Here is an 18,007-nt window from a genome sequence, read left to right as displayed (position 1 = left end):
GTTAACTCACTGCTGCATAAACATAATGACGTTTTCCTGCCACAGGCGCGGCAGCGCTTTGGCGCTCTGTTCCCAGGCCGCCGGATCGGCGATCGGGTGCGCGTTCTTGTACTGCTCGGCCGGCAGCAGCTTGGCTTTGACGTCGTCCGGCAGCGTCAGATGCTCGGCGCGGATCGGGCGGGCATAGCCGCGCGCCAGGTTGATCTGACCGGCGTCGGAGAAGATGTATTCGCGCGCCAGCTTGGCGGCATTCGGGTGCTTGGCGTATTTGTTGATGATGGTGGTGTAGCCGGAAGTGATCGAACCGTCCGACGGGATCAGCACTTCAAAGCGGGTTTTGTCGATCTGATCGCGGTAGTTCAGACCGTTGAAGTCCCATACCACGCCGACCTGCACTTCCCCCTTCTCCAGCGACGCGATCACCGGGTTACTTAGGCTCAGGCGGCCGGCCTTGGCCAGCTTGCCGAAGAACTCCAGGCCCGGCTTGAGGTTTTTCTCGTTGCCGCCCATGGCGTAAGTGGCCGCCAGCACGCCGCTGGCCGCCTGCGAAGCGGTGCCGACGTCGCCGATGGTGACCTGATAGCTGCCCTTCAGCAGATCGGCCCAGCTGTGCGGGATGTCTTTCACCTGTTGCTTGTTAATGATGAAGGCGATGGTGCCGGTGTAAGCCAGCGCCCAGTGGCCATCTTTGTCTTTCGCCCAATCTGGCACCTGATCCCAGGTGGAGGGTTTGTACGGCTGCGTCACGCCCTTCTGCACCGCCACCGGGCCGAAGGCCGCGCCGACGTCACCGATGTCCGCCGTGGCGTTGTTCTTTTCCGCATCAAATTTGGCGATCTCCTGCGCAGAGCTCATGTCGGTATCGACATGCTTCAGGCCGTATTTGCTCAACAGATCTTGCCAGGTGCCTTTCCAGTTGGCCCAGCTGTCCGGCATGCCGACGCTGTTGACTTCGCCTTCTTTTTTAGCGGCCTGCTCCAGCGCCGCCAGATCGGTATCCGCGGCCCAGCTCATCTGGCTGGATAACACGATGGCACTGGTTAACACAGAAGCGCACAAACGTTTCATAACTGATGCTCCAGGTGGTAGTGTGGGGATGGCTGGACTAGTCCAGCAAGGGCCAAACCAATCTAACGGACGAATGTGATAATTATATGTCAGCTTAAAAAAGCGACAGTTTTATCACCCATTGCAACGGCGAAAACGCGACGCTGGTCTACCTTAAAGGCCAAACGCACTGAAACGGGACACCCGCTGTATGAGTGAAGCACCGACGACCGTCGCCACCATCTGCCAAACGCTGCACGCCCGCATCACCGCCGGCGAGTTCGCCGTGGGCGGCAAGCTGCCCTCCGAGCGAGCCCTGAGCGAACAGTTCGCCACCACCCGCATTACCCTGCAGGAGGCGCTCGGCCAATTGGAGGCGCAGGGCGTTATTTACCGTCAGGTGCGGCGCGGTTGGTTTATCTCGCCGCCACGTCTGATCTATAACCCGTTGCAGCGCAGCCATTTTCACGCCATGGCGCAGCAACAGGGGCGCGCCGCCCATACCGAAGCGATAGACAGTGCGCTCGTCACACTCGACGCGCCGCTGGCCGGCCGCCTGGCGCTGCCCTCCGGCGCCGAGGCCTATCGCATTCGTCGGCTGCGCTACATCGACGGGCGTGCGGTGCTGTACTGCGAGCACTACCTCAATCCGGCCTATTTCCCCGGTATTCTGGACGAAGATCTGACCCAGTCGCTGACCGCGCTGTACGCCGCACGCTACGGCATTCACTACGGCCGGGTACGTTTCGACATGCTGCCCACCCTGCTGCCGCAACAGGCCGCCGCCATGCTGAAGGTGACCTACGGCAGCCCGGCGCTGTTCATTACGCGGGTGAACCGCGATCAGCACGACAGAGTGATCGATTGCGACCTGGAGTATTGGCGTTACGACGCGCTGCACATCGACGTGGAAGCGCTGTAAATGACAAGGGCGCATCGCTGCGCCCTTGAAGAGGAAAATCAGTCGGCGTCGTAGCCGAGGTTTGGCGCCAGCCAGCGTTCTACCTCGCTCACGCTCATCCCTTTACGCGCCGCGTAGTCTTCCACCTGATCGCGCTGGATCTGCGCCACCGCGAAATACTTGCTCTCAGGATGGCTGAAGTACCAGCCGGACACCGCCGCTCCCGGCCACATGGCGAAGGACTCCGTCAGCGCCATACCGGTGTGGCGGTTGACGTCGAGCAGCTGCCAGATGGTCGCTTTCTCGGTGTGCTCCGGGCAGGCCGGATAGCCCGGCGCCGGCCGGATGCCCTGATAGTTTTCGCGGATCAGCTCCTCGTTGCTCAGATTCTCGTCAGCGGCATAGCCCCAGTGCAGCTTGCGCACCTGTTCGTGCAGGTATTCGGCGAAGGCCTCCGCCAAACGATCCGCCAGCGCCTTGACCATGATTTTGTTGTAATCGTCGTGCTGTGCGTCGTACGCCGCCGCCAGCGCGTCCTCCTCCAGCCCGCCGGTCACCGCGAAGGCGCCGAAGTAGTCGGCCTTGCCGCTGCTTTTCGGTGCCACGAAGTCCGCCAGGCAGTAGTTTGGGAAGTCGGTTTTTTCCGTCTGCTGGCGCAGATGGCGGCTTACCGCCAGCACCTCGCCGCGCTGTTCGTCGCGGTACACTTCCACATCGTCGCCGACGCGGTTGGCCGGGAACAGGCCGTAAACGCCTCGCGGGTTGAGGCTGCGCTCGGCGGCCAGCCGATCCAGCATCTGATTGGCGTCATGGAACAGGCGTTTAGCCTCTTCCCCCACCACCTCATCCTCCAGGATGCGCGGATATTTGCCCGCCAGCGACCAGGTCATGAAGAACGGCGTCCAGTCGATATAGTGGCGCAGCGTCTCGATGCCGACCGCCACCGGGAACACACCCAATTGCCGTGGCGCCGGCGGCTGATAATCGGCCCAATCCAGCGCCATGGCGTTGGCGCGCGCCTTCTGCAGATCGACCGGCGGCGTGCGCGGTTTTTTGCGCGCGTGCTGAATGCGCACCGTTTCGTACTCTTTGCGAGTGCGCGCCACAAACTCGTCGCGCTGGGTGGCGGACAGCAGTGCCGACACCACGCCCACGGTGCGCGAGGCGTTCTGCACGTAGGTGGTCGGGCCGCTGTAGTTCTGTTCAATTTTCACCGCGGTGTGCGCCTTGGAGGTGGTGGCGCCACCGATCAGCAGCGGCAGGGTAAAACCCTGGCGCTCCATCTCTTTGGCCACGTTGACCATCTCGTCCAGCGACGGCGTGATCAGCCCCGACAGGCCGATGATATCCACCTTCTCTTCGCGCGCGGTGCGCAGGATTTTCTCCGTCGGCACCATCACGCCCAAATCGACGATTTCATAGTTATTGCACTGCAACACCACCCCGACGATGTTCTTGCCGATGTCGTGCACGTCGCCCTTCACCGTCGCCAGCAGGATTTTCCCTGCGGAGGTGCCCTGCTGCTTGCTGGCTTCGATGTACGGTTCCAGGTAAGCCACCGCCTGCTTCATCACGCGGGCGGATTTGACCACCTGCGGCAAGAACATCTTGCCCTCGCCGAACAGGTCGCCGACCACGTTCATCCCCGCCATCAGCGGCCCTTCGATCACTTCGATCGGGCGTTCGGCCTGCTGCCGCGCTTCTTCGGTATCCAGCTCGATAAACTCGGTGATGCCCTTCACCAGCGAATACTCCAGCCGCTTTTCCACCGGCCAGCCGCGCCACTCCGCCTGCTGCACCGCCGCTTCGCCGTCTTTGCTGCCGCGGTACTTTTCCGCCAGCTCCAGCAGGCGTTCGGTGCCGTCCTCGCGGCGGTTGAGGATCACGTCTTCTACCGCCTCGCGCAGCTCGCCAGGCAGATCGTCATAAATCGCCAGCTGCCCGGCGTTGACGATGCCCATGTCCATGCCGTTGCGAATGGCGTGATACAGGAACACCGCGTGGATCGCCTCGCGCACCGGATCGTTGCCGCGGAACGAGAACGACACGTTGGACACCCCGCCGGAGATCATCGCGTGCGGCAGGTGGGTTTTGATGTCGGCGCAGGCTTCGATAAAGTCGACGGCGTAGTTGTTGTGCTCTTCGATGCCGGTGGCGACGGCGAAGATGTTCGGGTCGAAAATGATGTCTTCCGGCGGGAAGCCGACGCGTTCGGTCAAAATTTTATAGGCGCGGCGGCAAATCTCGAACTTGCGCTCGCGGGTATCCGCCTGGCCCACTTCGTCGAACGCCATCACCACCACCGCGGCACCATAGCGGCGCACCAGCCTGGCGTGGTGAATAAAGGCCTCTTCGCCCTCCTTCATCGAGATCGAGTTGACGATGCCCTTGCCCTGAATGCACTTCAGACCTTTCTCGATAACGGACCATTTGGAGGAGTCGATCATGATCGGCACCCGAGCGATATCCGGCTCGCCGGCGATCAGATTGAGGAAGCGCACCATCGCCGCCTCGGCGTCGAGCATCCCCTCGTCCATGTTGATGTCGATGATCTGCGCGCCGCTCTCCACCTGCTGGCGCGCCACGTCGAGCGCTTCGTTGTATTTCTCTTCTTTGATCAGGCGTTTGAAACGCGCCGAGCCGGTGACGTTGGTGCGCTCGCCGACATTGACGAACAGGGTGTTGGCGTCGATGGTCAACGGCTCAAGACCGGCCAGACGGCAGGCGACCGGGATCTCCGGCAGCCGGCGCGGCGGCACGCCCTCAACCGCCTTGGCCATCGCGGCAATGTGTTCCGGCGTGGTGCCGCAGCAGCCGCCGATGATATTGAGGAAGCCGGCCTGCGCCCACTCCCCGACCTGGCGCGCCATCTCGGCCGCATCCAGATCGTACTCGCCGAAGGCGTTCGGCAAACCGGCGTTCGGGTGCGCGGTGACGTAGGTCTCCGAGATGCGCGCCAGCTCGGCGACGTACTGACGCAGTTCATCCGGCCCCAGGGCGCAGTTCAGGCCGAAGGTCAGCGGCTTGACGTGACGCAGCGAGTTGTAAAACGCCTCGGTGGTTTGGCCGGACAGGGTGCGGCCGGAAGCGTCGGTGATGGTGCCGGAGATCATGATCGGCAGTTCCACCCCCAGCGCTTCGAATTCGGTTTCCACCGCAAAGGCGGCGGCCTTGGCATTCAGGGTGTCAAAGATGGTTTCGATCATGATCAGATCGACGCCGCCCTCCACCAGCGCGCGGGTCGATTCGCGATAAGCCGCCACCAGCTCGTCGAACGAGATGTTGCGGAACGCCGGATCGTTGACGTTCGGCGAGATGGATGCGGTGCGGTTGGTCGGCCCCAACACACCGGCGACGTAGCGCGGTTTTTCCGGCGTGCGCGCCGTCCATTCGTCGGCGCAGGCGCGCGCCAGGCAGGCGGCCTGGTAGTTAATCTCGGCGGACAGCGACTCCATGTGGTAGTCGGCCATGGCGATGGGGGTGGAGTTGAAGGTATTGGTTTCAAGGATATCGGCACCCGCCTCGAGGTAGGCGTAATGAATGGCGGTGATCACTTCCGGCTTGGTCAGCACCAGCAGATCGTTATTGCCTTTCAGATCGCTGCCCCAGTCGGCGAAACGCTCACCGCGGAAATCGCGCTCATCCAGACGGTAGCTCTGGATCATGGTGCCCATGCCGCCGTCCAACACTAAAATGCGCTGCGCTAACTGGCGGCGCAGTTGTTCTACTCGATTCGTCACTGTAACCCCTTCCATTGCCATCCAGCCCATCGCTCAACTGCCGCAAAAACCAACGGGTCATCCTAGCACAGCTTGTAGGGACAAAGGGGGAGACGACAATTGAGAGTTTTTCAGGTTGTGCGCCAACACCTCCGATGAGCTGGCGGCGGCTTGCAATTCATCGACAAAAAACGAAAATGAATTCCATCATACGGAAAAAGGAATATCACCCATGGCCACCCCTGCTCCCGCCAAACGCGGCAAGAAGCCCCGCGCAGCAGCCCCGGCCGCCAGTGCGGCGACCGGCCAGGTACAATCGTTGACCCGTGGCCTGAAGCTGCTGGAATACATTTCGGAAGCCCAGGGCAACGTGGCGCTGACCGATCTGGCCCAGCAGGCCGGCCTGCCGAACTCCACCACTCACCGTCTGCTCACCACCATGCAGCAGCAGGGATTCGTGCGCCAGGTCGGCGATCTCGGTCTGTGGACCATCGGCTCGCACGCTTTTGTGGTCGGCAGCAGCTTTCTGCAAAGCCGCAACCTGCTGGCGATGGTGCATCCGACGCTGCGCCGACTGATGGAAGAGTCGGGTGAAACGGTCAACCTGGCGGTACTAGATACCAGCGAGTACCAGGCGATCATCATCGATCAGGTGCAGTGTACGGCGCTGATGCGCATGTCGGCGCCGATCGGCGGCAAACTGCCGATGCACGCCTCCGGCGCCGGCAAAGCCTTCCTCGCCACCCTGCCGGACGATCAGGTGACCAAGCTGCTGCACAAGAAAGGCATGCACACCTACACGCCGCACACCCTGACGCCGCACAACCTGAAAGAGGGACTGGCGCAGATCCGCAAGCAGGGCTTTTCCTTTGACGACGAAGAGCACGCGCTCGGCCTGCGTTGCGTGGCGGCCTGCATCTTCGACGAGCATCGCGAAGCCTTCGCCGCCATTTCTATCTCCGGCCCGGTATCGCGCATCACCGACGATCGCGTGATCGAGCTGGGCGCGCTGGTGATCCACGCGGCGAAAGAGATCAGCCTGGCCTACGGCGGCGTACGCTAATCCAGCCCATCCGCGGGGCGCCGCAGTGCGCCTCCGCTCCCCTTCCTTGCTCTGTTGTCAGCATGTAAATGGCTGTTGGTATCCTGTTTAGCCCACAGGAAAAAAGCTTGAAGCCGATCACAGTTAACGATCCTCACGGCGAAAGCCCATTGCAACCGCTCAAACTTCCTTCGACAATGTTACCGATAACATGTTACCGGTAACAATCAAACTGAACGAAGGTAACGTCACCCGGTGTTTTGGAGCCAAGCCATGACCAACAATCAAAATCGCATTTACGTCGTTATGGGCGTTTCCGGCAGCGGCAAGTCCGCCGTCGCCGCCGCCGCGGCCCGCCAACTCTCCGCCGGCTTCCTCGACGGCGACTTCCTGCATCCGCGCAGCAATATCCTGAAGATGGCCGCCGGCGAAGCGTTGAACGACGACGATCGCGCCCCGTGGCTGGCCGCGCTCAACGACGCCGCCTTCGCCATGCAGCGCACCAACAACGTGTCGATCATCGTCTGCTCGGCGCTGAAAAAGCAGTATCGCGACCGCCTGCGCGCCGGCAACGGCAACCTGTCGTTCATCTATCTGCACGGCGAGTTCCCGGTGATCGAATCCCGTCTGGCGGCACGTAACGGCCACTTCTTCAAGCCGCAGATGTTGGTCACCCAGTTCGCCGCACTCGAGCAGCCGGGCGCCGACGAAAACGACGTGATGGCGATCGACATCAATCAGCCGCTGGACGCGGTGATCGCCGATACCGTGCACCATATCCAGAGCTTCCTGCCACAGGACGTGTGCGCGTGAGTACCCTGACGCTGGTCGGTACCGCAGTCGGCTCGGTTTTACTGCTGTTATTCCTGGTGATGAAGGCGCGCATGCACGCCTTCGTCGCGCTGATGCTGGTGTCCATCGCCGCCGGCATTTTCTCCGGCATGCCGCTGGACCATATCGCCGACACCATGCAAAAAGGCATGGGCGACACGCTGGGCTTCCTGGCGATCGTGGTGGCGCTGGGGGCGATGTTCGGCAAGATCCTGCATGAGGTCGGCGCGCTCGATCAAATTGCGGCGCAATTGCTGAAACGATTCGGACAAAGCAAGGCGCACTATGCGCTCGGTATCGCCGGCCTGATCTGCGCGCTGCCGCTGTTCTTCGACGTGGCGGTGGTGCTGCTTATCGGCATCGTGTTCGCCGTGGCGCGCCGCACCGACGGCAATATCGTCAAGCTGGCGATCCCGCTGTTCGCCGGCGTGGCCGCCGCCGCCTCCTTCCTGCTGCCGGGACCGGTGCCGATGCTGCTGGCTTCGCAGATGAAGGCCGACTTCGGCTGGATGATCGCCATCGGCCTGGTGGCGGCGGTGATCGGCATGCTGATCGCCGGCCCGCTGTACGGCAGCTTTATCAGCCGCTTCGTCAACTGGCCAATGCCGCCGGAAGAGAATGAGCCGACGCTGACCAAGGGCAATCTGCCGTCGTTCGGCTTCAGCCTGGCGCTGGTGCTGTGCCCGCTGGTGCTGGTCGGCATGAAAACCATTGGCGCGCGGCTGGTCACTCCGGGTTCACAGCTGCAGCAGTGGCTGGAGTTTATCGGCCATCCATTCACCGCCATCCTGCTGGCCTGCCTGATCGTGATTTACGGCCTGGCGAAGCCACGCGGCATGAGCAACGAACAGACGCTGGCCATCTGCTCCGCCGCAGTGCAACCGGCCGGGATCATCTTGCTGATGACCGGCGCCGGCGGGGTGTTCAAACAGATCCTGGTGGATTCCGGCGTCGGGCCGGCGTTGGGTGACGCCATGATCGGCGCCGGCCTGCCGATCGCCGTGGCCGCCTTTGCGCTCTCCGCCATGGTGCGGGTGATCCAGGGCTCGGCCACCGTCGCCTGCCTGACCACCGTCGGCCTGGTGCTGCCGGTCACCAGCCAGCTCGGGCTGAACGGCGGGCAACTGGCCGCGCTGGCTATCTGCATCGCCGGCGGCTCCATCGTGCTGAGCCACGTCAACGACGCCGGTTTCTGGCTGTTCGGCAAATTCACCGGCGCCAACGAACTGCAAACGCTGAAAACCTGGACGGTAATGGAAACGATTCTGGGCAGCGTCGGCGGCGCCATCGGCATGATTGCATTCACGATGTTTTAACGCCCAAATCGCCCCCGGCCTTGCACACCAGGGCTGCAAATCACCACCGGGGGCACCGCCACAGGCGGCGACTATAACAACAGCAATGTGAGGAAGGCATGATTAACCCAACCTTGTCCCGTGTCACACAGCGCATCATCCACCGTTCCGAGGCCAGCCGCGCCGCCTATCTGGCGCGCATCGAGGCGGCCCGCTCCCAAACCGTCCACCGCGCGCAGCTGGCCTGCGGCAACCTGGCCCACGGCTTCGCCGCCTGTCAGCCCGATGACAAGACGGCGCTGAAAAACATGGTGCGCAGCGATATCGCCATCATCACCGCCTACAACGACATGCTGTCGGCCCACCAGCCCTACGAACACTACCCAGAGCGGCTGAAGCAGGCGCTGAAGGCGGTGGGTGCCGTGGGCCAGGTGGCCGGCGGCGTGCCGGCGATGTGCGACGGCGTGACCCAGGGGCAGGACGGTATGGAGCTGTCGCTGATGAGCCGTGACGTGATCGCCATGTCGGCCGCCGTCGGCCTGTCGCACAACATGTTCGACGGCGCGCTGTTCCTCGGTATTTGCGACAAGATCGTGCCGGGGTTGGTGATGGCCGCCCTCTCCTTCGGCCACCTGCCCGCGCTGTTCGTGCCGGCCGGCCCGATGAGCAGCGGTTTGCCGAACAAGGAAAAGGTGCGCGTGCGCCAGCTGTACGCCGAGGGCAAGGCCGACCGCCTGGCGTTGCTGGAAGCCGAGGCCGCCTCTTATCACGGTATCGGCACCTGCACCTTCTACGGCACCGCCAACACCAATCAGATGGTGATGGAAGTGATGGGTCTGCATCTGCCGGGCGCTTCCTTCGTGCATCCGGACACGCCGCTGCGCGACGCGCTGAACGACGCTGCCGCACGCCAGGTGACCCGGCTGACCGACACCGCCGGCAACTACCTGCCGATCGGCCGCCTGGTGGACGAGAAAGTGGTGGTGAACGGCATCGTCTCGCTGCTGGCCACCGGCGGCTCCACCAATCTGACCATGCATCTGGTGGCGATGGCGCGGGCGGCGGGCATCATCATCACCTGGGACGATTTCTCCGAGCTGTCGGAAGCGGTGCCGCTGCTGTGCCGCATCTACCCGAACGGCCCGGCCGACATCAACCAGTTCCAGGCCGCCGGTGGCGTGCCGCTGGTGGTGCGCGAGCTGCTGCAACACGGCCTGCTGCACGAAGAGGTGCACACCGTGGCCGGTTTCGGCCTGCACCGCTACACCCAGGAACCCTGGCTGGATAATGGCCAGCTGGCGTGGCGCGAAGGTGTGGCCGGCTCGCTCGACGCCAAGGTAATCGCCAGCGTCGCTCAGCCATTCGAACATCACGGCGGCACCAAGGTGATGGCCGGCAATCTGGGCCGTGCGGTGATGAAAACCTCGGCGGTGCCCGCCGACAACCAGATCATCGAAGCGCCGGCGGTGGTGTTCGACAGCCAGCACGACATCGTGCCGGCGTTCGAAGCCGGCAAGCTGGATCGCGATTGCGTGGTGGTGGTGCGCTTCCAGGGGCCGCAGGCCAACGGCATGCCCGAACTGCACAAACTGATGCCGCCGCTGGGCGTGCTGATGGATCGCGGCTTCAAAGTGGCGCTGGTGACCGACGGTCGCCTGTCCGGCGCCTCCGGCAAGGTACCTTCCGCCATCCACGTCACTCCGGAAGCCTATACCGGCGGCCTGCTGGCGAAAGTGCGCGACGGCGATCCGATCCGCGTCAACGGCCGCAGCGGCGAGCTGCAGGTGCTGGTCGACGCCGAGGAGCTGGCCCGGCGCACGCCGTGCCAACCCGATCTGAGCGCGGAACACATCGGCTGCGGCCGCGAGCTGTTCGGCGTGCTGCGCAGCCAGCTGTCCGGCGCCGAACAGGGTGCCTGCTGCATCAAATTTTAATCGATAGCCTGGCCGCATCGCCGCCTGGCGACGGCCACAGAGGAGAGCGTCATCATGAACAAGTGGAAAACAAGCGCCGAACAGATCCTGACGGCGGGGCCGGTGGTGCCGGTCATCGTTATCAACAAGCTGGAACATGCGGTACCGTTGGCGAAAGCGCTGGTCGCCGGCGGCGTGCGGGTGCTGGAGGTGACGCTGCGCACCGCCTGCGCCATGGACGCCATTCGTTCCATCGCCCAAGAGGTGCCGGAAGCGATCATCGGTGCCGGTACGGTGATTAATCCGCAACAGCTGCGTGAAGCGACCGAGGCCGGCGCCCAGTTCGCCATCAGCCCGGGGCTGACCGACGAGCTGCTGAAAGCGGCCACCGCCGGTTCAATTCCGTTGATTCCAGGCATCAGCACCGTTTCCGAACTGATGCAGGGCATGGATTACGGCCTGCGCGAGTTTAAATTCTTCCCGGCGGAAGCCAACGGCGGCGTGAAGGCGCTGCAGGCGATCGGTGGCCCGTTCCCGCAGGTGCGCTTCTGCCCGACCGGCGGCATCTCGCCGGACAACTACCGCAGTTACCTGGCGCTGAAAAGCGTGCTGTGCATCGGCGGCTCCTGGCTGGTGCCGGCGGACGCGCTGGAAAGCGGCGACTATGCACGCATCACCGAACTGGCGCGCGCCGCCGTGGCGGGCGCCCAGGCCTGATTTACATCGCAGCGGTGGCGGCCGGCAGCGCCGCCCCGCTGCGCTGGCTGAACCGCTGTTTCTTGCGGTAAGCGAACACATCCTCCACGTGCCCCTCGCGGATACGCTGCTGCAACCCGCGCCAATACTCCGCGGTAAACAGATCGCTGTGCAGCTCTTCAAACACCTGCCGGATGCGCCGATCGCCGCACAGGAAATGGCGGAACTCCTCCGGAAATACGTCGTTGGGCGCGATGCTGTACCACGGCTCGCTGGCCAGCTCATCCTCCGGATAGCGCGGCGGCGGAATGTCGCGGAAGTTGACCTCGGTCATGTAGCAAATCTCGTCGTAGTCGTAGAACACCACTCGCCCGTGGCGCGTCACGCCGAAATTCTTGAACAGCATGTCGCCGGGGAAGATATTGGCGGCGGCCAGCTGCTTGATGGCGTTGCCGTACTCTTCGATCGCATCGCGCATCTGCTGGTCGTTGGCCTGCTCCAGATACAGGTTCAGCGGCGTCATGCGGCGTTCCATATACAGGTGTTTGATCACGATGCGATCGCCGAGATCTTCCAGCTTGCCCGGCACTTCGCGCCGCAGCTCTTCCAGCAGTTCCGGGCTGAGGCGCGCCTTGTCGACGACAAAATTCTCGTACTCCTGGGTATCCGCCATGCGCCCGACGCGATCGTGCTCTTTCACCAGCTGATAGCAAGCCATCACCTGCGCCTGCGTCACCTCTTTTTGCGGGGCGAATTCGTCTTTGATCACTTTGAACACCCGATCGAAGGACGGCAGAGTGAACACCAGCATCACCATGCCCTTCACCCCCGGCGCGATGATGAACTGCTCCTGCGACTGCGCCATAAAGGTCAGGTATTCGCGATAGCATTCGGTTTTGCCGTGCTTCTGGCAGCCGATCGCCATGTACAGCTCGGCGGTGGTCTTGCCCGGCAGGATCTCGCGCAGCCATTCCACCATCGCCGCCGGCAGCGGCGCGTAGACCATAAAATAAGAGCGGGCGAAGCCGAAAACGATGCTGGCCTCCGCCTTGCCGGTCAGGCAGGCGTCGATAAACAGCGCGCCCGATTCGCTGTGGTGGATCGGCAACAGGAACGGGTAAACGCCGTCGGCCAGGCGCAGCTTGCCAACCAGCCAGGCGGCCTTGTTGCGGTAAAACAGTTCGTTGGCGATCTGAAAGGTCGCGCCCGCCAGCTGCTGTGCGCTGAAGGTGCGTTGCAGCGCTTGCGTGATATAGCGGATATCGCGCGTCAAATCCTCCCACGGCAGCCGCAGCGGCAGATCGCTCAGCAGGCTGCGCAGCATCGCCGGCAGATCGCCATGGGGAGTGAAATCGCGCGCCAGCGGACGCGGAATGTCGCGAAAGCGCCGTTCCGGCTGCGAACTGAACACGAACAGCTTGTCCGGCGTCAGATCGCGATGCTTGAACAGCCGGCAGTAGACCGAGTTAAAAAAGCTTTCGGCTATCTCGAAACGCGGATAGTCCGGCAGCAGATCGATATAGACTGCTTTGACCCGGCTGGGGAAGTCGGCGTCGAAGTATTTCTGCCCGGTGATGCATTTGAGCTGCTCCACCACCAGGCCGACATGATGGTCGTACAGATGGATGCGCTTTTTCATCGCCTGCTGTACCGCCGGCCAGTCCGCCTGTTCGAAGCGCTGCTGCGCGCCGGCGGTCACCTCCAGAAAGCGGCCATACTGCGCATCGAAGCCTTGCAGGATCGTCTGTGCGATCAACAACTCCAGTTTTGCCGCCATCCTTACCCCCGCCAGAAAAAGGAGCCTGCGCATGCAGGCTCCGGGTGAAACGTCTTCAAGCTTGCCGCGTCAGAACTGCTGTTCTTCCGTCGAACCGGTCAGCGCGGTCACCGAAGAGGCACCGCCCTGAATGATGGTGGTGACCTTGTCGAAGTAGCCGGTGCCCACCTCTTGCTGGTGCGAGGCAAAGGTGTAGCCGCGATCCACTGCGGCGAACTCCGCCTGCTGCACCTTCTCGACGTAGTGTTTCATCCCTTCGCCCTGCGCATAGGCGTGCGCCAGATCGAACATGTTGAACCACATGCTGTGGATGCCCGCCAGCGTGATGAACTGATACTTGTAGCCCATGTCCGACAGCGCCTGCTGGAAGCGGGCGATGGTCTGGTCGTCGAGGTTCTTCTTCCAGTTGAACGACGGCGAGCAGTTGTAGGCCAGCAACTTGCCCGGGTATTTGGCGTGGATGGCGTCGGCGAAGCGCTGGGCGGCATCCAGATCCGGCGTCGAGGTTTCGCACCACACCATATCGGCGTAAGGGGCATAAGCCAGGCCGCGGCTGATCGCCTGCTCGACGCCGGCATGGGTGCGGAAGAAACCTTCCGCCGTGCGCTCGCCGGTGACGAAGGCGCTGTCATACGGATCGCAGTCAGAGGTCAGCAGGTCGGCCGCGTCGGCGTCGGTGCGGGCGATCACCAGCGTCGGCACGCCGAGCACGTCAGCCGCCAGGCGTGCGGCAACCAGCTTTTGGATCGCTTCTTGCGTCGGCACCAGCACTTTGCCGCCCATATGGCCGCATTTCTTCACCGCCGCCAGCTGATCTTCAAAGTGCACCCCGGCAGCACCGGCGGTGATCATCGCTTTCATCAGCTCAAAGGCGTTCAACACGCCGCCGAAGCCGGCTTCAGCATCGGCGACGATCGGCAGGAAATAGTCGGTGTAGCCTTTGCTGCCCGGTTCAATCCGGTTCGCCCATTGGATCTGATCGGCACGGCGGAAGGTGTTGTTGATGCGTTCGACCACCTTCGGCACCGAGTCCACCGGATACAGCGACTGGTCTGGATACATCGCCGCCGCACTGTTGGCGTCCGCCGCCACCTGCCAACCGGACAGGTAGATGGCCTCGACGCCGGCTTTGGCCTGCTGCAGCGCCTGGCCGCCGGTCAGCGCGCCCAGGCAGTTCACGTAGCCTTTACGCGCCTTGCCGTTCAGCAAGGACCACAGTTTAGCGGCGCCGTTTTGCGCCAGGGTGCATTCCGGGTTGACCGAACCGCGCAGGTTGATCACGTCTTCGGCGCTATAAGGGCGGGTAATGCCTTCCCAACGGGCCGATTTCCATTCCTGTTCCAGCTGCTGGATCTGTTGAGAGCGAGAGGTAGACATAATTTTTATCCTTTCAGTCATGTAGGGTTGATTGGGAAAATTCAGGCCAGCAGCGCATAGCCGGGCAGCGTCAGGAAATCGATTAATTCATCTTGCGTGGTGATGCGCTCCATCAGGCGCGCCGCCTCTTCGAACCGGCCGGCGTTAAAGCGCGCCTCCCCCACTTCTTCACGCACCACCAACATCTCTTCTTGCAACATCTGGCGGAACAGCGCCTTGGTCACCGGACGCCCATCATTCAGGCTCTTCTCGTGGTGGATCCACTGCCAGATAGAGGTACGGGAGATCTCCGCCGTCGCGGCATCTTCCATCAACCCATAGATCGGCACGCAGCCGTTGCCGGAGATCCAGGCTTCGATGTACTGCACCGCCACGCGAATGTTGGCACGCATTCCCGCTTCCGTGCGTTCGCCGTCACAAGGTTCCAGCAGTTGCGCGGCGCTGATCGGTGCATCCTGGTCACGCAGCACGTCCAGCTGGTTTTGGCGATCGCCCAATGCCTTGCCGAACACCTCCATCACCGTGTCCGCCAGCCCCGGGTGTGCCACCCAGGTGCCGTCGTGGCCGTTATTGGCCTCCAGCTCTTTGTCCGCCCGTACCTTGTTCAGCACCCAGGCGTTTTTCTCGGCGTCTTTGCTCGGGATAAACGCCGCCATGCCGCCCATGGCGAACGCGCCGCGCTTATGACAGGTTTTGATCAACAGACGCGAATAGGCGCTGAGGAAGGGTTTCTCCATGGTCACCGACTGACGATCCGGCAGCACGCGATCGCCGTGATTTTTCAGCGTCTTGATGTAGCTGAAGATGTAATCCCAGCGGCCGCAGTTCAGGCCAACGATGTGATCGCGCAGGTGATAGAGGATCTCGTCCATCTGGAACACCGCCGGCAGGGTTTCGATCAGCACCGTCGCTTTGATGGTACCGCGCGGCAGATCGAAACGATCCTCGGTAAAGCTGAAGACATCGCTCCACCAGGCTGCCTCTTCCCAGGACTGGGTTTTCGGCAGATAGAAATACGGGCCGCTGCCCTTGGCCAACAGCTGGCGATAGTTGTGGTAGAAGTACAATGCGAAATCGAACAGGCCGCCTGGGATGGCCTCGTCGCGCCACAGCACGTGCTTCTCCGGCAAATGCAGGCCGCGCACGCGAGCGATCAACACCGCCGGGTTCGGTTTCAGCTGGTAAATCTTGCCGGCTTCATTGGTGTAGGAAATGGTGCCGTTAACCGCATCGTGCAGGTTGATTTGACCGTCGATGACTTTGTCCCAGCTTGGCGCCAGCGAGTCTTCAAAGTCCGCCATAAATACTTTTACGTTGGCGTTCAGCGCATTGATCACCATTTTGCGCTCGACCGGCCCGGTGATCTCAACCCGGCGATCGCGCAGGTCTTGCGGAATGCCGCGGATCTGCCAGTCGCCCCCACGAATGGAATTGGTTTCCGAAATAAAGCCAGGCAATTCGCCGCGATCGATATTTTGCTGCCAGCGGACACGCGCCGCCAGCAGCTCATTGCGCCGCGGCGTGAATTTCGCCACCAGTTCCGCCAGGAACTCAACCGCTTCATCCGTCAACACCTGGCGCTCCGCAGCGGCGAAACCCTGCGTAAACCTTAACTCCGTGCCTGCTATCTGTTGCGTCATGACCTTGCTCCTTCCCATCGTCGCGCCTGAGCGACCGGCGCATTTTCATCAGAAATCACTGTGGATCAGGGCGGATGAAACGATCCTAAACTGGTCAGATCTCATCCCGATAGCTCTAAGAATACTCAACAAAAAATAAAAATCAAAAACCATTTCCATTTTATTATTAAATATTTTATTAACACTTTATTATCAATTAGTTATGAAAAATAACAACAACACCGAGTAAGGAAATCGGTTCCAATAGGTATGCAGGAACATGATAACGCCTTGTCGAACAAGGTATTTCAGGAAGAGATGGGGGAGAAAAAGAGGATCGAACGAGGGATCGTCAACGCGGCGGCCTCGATTCAGCCGCCGGCAGGCAGAAAAATTCAGTCGAGCGTCGGGTTCATATGGCGCAGATCGTAAGGCGTAATCTGGTAGACATAATAGTTGAGCCAGTTGGAAAACAGCAGGTGGCCATGGCTGCGCCAGGTGGCTTTCGGTGTCAGTGCAGGGTTGTCATCGGGAAAGTAGTTGAGCGGAACGGTGGGATCGAGGCCGGCATCGTTGTCGCGACAATACTCCCCGGCCAGAGTCAGGGCATCATATTCCGGATGGCCGGTGACAAACGCCAGGCGCTTATCTCTGCTGGCGAACAGATAGGCGCCGGCCTGCTCGGATTCGGCCAGGATATCCAGATCGGTATACTGGCGAATCACCTCGGTCGGGAAATCGGCATAGCGTGAATGCGGCGCCAGGAAGCTTTCGTCGAAGCCGCGCGTCAGCAATGCATGCTGCTGCAGCGTTTGGTGCGGATAAACGCCAGAGAGCTTCACCTCGCGCGTCATCTTGGGAATACCGTACAGGATGTTCAACGCCGCTTGTACCGCCCAGCACACGAACAGCGTGGAGGTGACGTGGTTCTTGGCCCAGTCGATCACCCGTTCGATCTGCGGCCAGTAGGCGACATCGCAGAAGTCGACCAGCCCCAGCGGCGCACCGGTGACGATCAAACCATCGAAGTTCTCATTCTGGATGTCCTCAAAGTCGCAGTAGAAATTGTTCAGATGCTCAGCCGGCGTGTTCTTCGACTCGCGGCTATCGATACGCAGCAGCTGGATATCAATCTGCAGCGGCGAGTTGGAGAGCAGGCGCAGAAACTGGTTTTCCGTTTCGATCTTCTTTGGCATCAGATTGAGGATCAGCACTTTCAATGGCCTGATTTCCTGTGTTTTTGCCCGTGAGGATGTCATTACGAAGACATTCTCATCACGCAAGAAGCTGACTGCAGGTAATTCATCAGGAACACGAATCGGCATTGCTTAATCCTCACACATCCATTTATACGTTTAGACTTCTAGATGCCCGAAGATAGCGTTTTTTTCGGTTGATGTCGAGCATTCAGCGGAAAGGTGAAAATGTTTCATTGCGCGGCCTGCGCCAGGATATGAGCAGAGGGAGTAAAGCGGATGAAAAGCAAAAAGGCCATCCTTTCGGATGGCCTCTTGGCTTATTTGATGCTTGGCAGTGTCCTACTCTCGCATGGGGAGACCCCACACTACCATCGGCGCTACGGCGTTTCACTTCTGAGTTCGGCATGGGGTCAGGTGGGACCACCGCGCTATTGCCGCCAAGCAAATTCTTTTTTCTGCCGAACTTCTAAACCCACTTTAAATAAAGTGGTGCTGATACCCAGAGTCGAACTGGGGACCTCACCCTTACCAAGGGTGCGCTCTACCAACTGAGCCATATCAGCACGCTTAATTTGATGCCTGGCAGTGTCC

General features: G+C 61.4%; 12 protein-coding genes, 1 tRNA gene and 1 rRNA gene. 6 read left to right on the top strand and 8 right to left on the bottom strand.

All coding sequences use genetic code 11. The features are described 5' to 3' along the window. Nucleotides 1–6 precede the first annotated feature (6 nt). Nucleotides 7–1,068, bottom strand: coding sequence for an ABC transporter substrate-binding protein (locus GKN89_RS14435; RefSeq protein WP_004936660.1), 1,062 nt, complete (start codon nt 1,066–1,068; stop codon nt 7–9). A 190-nt stretch (nt 1,069–1,258) separates the two neighbouring features. Here GKN89_RS14435 and GKN89_RS14430 point away from each other — a divergent pair, with 190 nt between their 5' ends. Next, nucleotides 1,259–1,969, top strand: coding sequence for a UTRA domain-containing protein (locus tag GKN89_RS14430; RefSeq protein ID WP_019453247.1), 711 nt, complete (start codon nt 1,259–1,261; stop codon nt 1,967–1,969). Nucleotides 1,970–2,007: 38 nt separating this feature from the next. Here the strand turns inward: GKN89_RS14430 and metH are convergent, their stop codons facing one another. Further along, nucleotides 2,008–5,703 carry a methionine synthase gene (metH, locus tag GKN89_RS14425; RefSeq protein ID WP_154747250.1) on the bottom strand — a complete coding sequence of 1,232 codons (3,696 nt, stop codon included), beginning with the start codon at nt 5,701–5,703 and terminating at the stop codon, nt 2,008–2,010. A 196-nt stretch (nt 5,704–5,899) separates the two neighbouring features. Between metH and iclR the strand changes: the two genes are divergently transcribed. The 5 genes from iclR (at nt 5,900) to GKN89_RS14400 (ending at nt 11,465) form a co-directional block, all read left to right on the top strand. Next, nucleotides 5,900–6,730 carry a glyoxylate bypass operon transcriptional repressor IclR gene (gene iclR, locus GKN89_RS14420; protein WP_004936648.1) on the top strand — a complete coding sequence of 277 codons (831 nt, stop codon included), beginning with the start codon at nt 5,900–5,902 and terminating at the stop codon, nt 6,728–6,730. A 252-nt stretch (nt 6,731–6,982) separates the two neighbouring features. Continuing rightward, the gene (gene gntK, locus GKN89_RS14415) at nt 6,983–7,522 is read left to right on the top strand and encodes a gluconokinase (RefSeq protein ID WP_154747249.1); all 540 of its coding nucleotides are present in this window, start codon (nt 6,983–6,985) and stop codon (nt 7,520–7,522) included. After that, nucleotides 7,519–8,856 carry a gluconate transporter gene (gntU, locus tag GKN89_RS14410; protein ID WP_025160143.1) on the top strand — a complete coding sequence of 446 codons (1,338 nt, stop codon included), beginning with the start codon at nt 7,519–7,521 and terminating at the stop codon, nt 8,854–8,856. Before gntK ends, gntU begins: the two co-directional genes overlap by 4 nt. Before the next feature lie 98 nt (nt 8,857–8,954). After that, the gene (gene edd / locus GKN89_RS14405; protein WP_154747248.1) at nt 8,955–10,769 is read left to right on the top strand and encodes a phosphogluconate dehydratase; all 1,815 of its coding nucleotides are present in this window, start codon (nt 8,955–8,957) and stop codon (nt 10,767–10,769) included. 54 nt (nt 10,770–10,823) lie between these two features. Then, a complete protein-coding gene (locus GKN89_RS14400; protein ID WP_154747247.1) occupies nt 10,824–11,465 on the top strand; it encodes a bifunctional 4-hydroxy-2-oxoglutarate aldolase/2-dehydro-3-deoxy-phosphogluconate aldolase in 642 nt (213 codons plus the stop codon). Nucleotide 11,466: 1 nt separating this feature from the next. Here GKN89_RS14400 and aceK read toward each other — a convergent pair whose 3' ends face one another. The 6 genes from aceK to GKN89_RS14370 form a co-directional block, all read right to left on the bottom strand. Continuing rightward, the gene (gene aceK, locus GKN89_RS14395) at nt 11,467–13,221 is read right to left on the bottom strand and encodes a bifunctional isocitrate dehydrogenase kinase/phosphatase (protein ID WP_019453252.1); all 1,755 of its coding nucleotides are present in this window, start codon (nt 13,219–13,221) and stop codon (nt 11,467–11,469) included. Nucleotides 13,222–13,290: 69 nt separating this feature from the next. Continuing rightward, complete coding sequence (gene aceA, locus GKN89_RS14390; RefSeq protein WP_019453253.1) at nt 13,291–14,598, bottom strand: isocitrate lyase; 1,308 nt, start codon at nt 14,596–14,598, stop codon at nt 13,291–13,293. Between the two features lie 41 nt (nt 14,599–14,639). Next, on the bottom strand, nt 14,640–16,238 hold the full coding sequence (aceB, locus tag GKN89_RS14385; RefSeq protein WP_154747246.1) for a malate synthase A: 1,599 nt from the start codon (nt 16,236–16,238) through the stop codon (nt 14,640–14,642). Between the two features lie 374 nt (nt 16,239–16,612). Then, the gene (gene metA, locus GKN89_RS14380) at nt 16,613–17,542 is read right to left on the bottom strand and encodes a homoserine O-succinyltransferase (RefSeq protein ID WP_025160144.1); all 930 of its coding nucleotides are present in this window, start codon (nt 17,540–17,542) and stop codon (nt 16,613–16,615) included. 200 nt (nt 17,543–17,742) lie between these two features. Further along, nucleotides 17,743–17,858: ribosomal RNA gene (gene rrf / locus GKN89_RS14375) — 5S ribosomal RNA — on the bottom strand. 45 nt (nt 17,859–17,903) lie between these two features. Continuing rightward, nucleotides 17,904–17,979, bottom strand: a tRNA-Thr gene (locus GKN89_RS14370). Nucleotides 17,980–18,007 lie beyond the last annotated feature (28 nt).

The sequence above is a fragment of the Serratia sp. YC16 genome (assembly GCF_009707615.1).
In the GTDB taxonomy this organism is placed as follows: domain Bacteria; phylum Pseudomonadota; class Gammaproteobacteria; order Enterobacterales; family Enterobacteriaceae; genus Serratia; species Serratia surfactantfaciens.
This window is presented reverse-complemented; position numbering and strand designations above follow the sequence as displayed.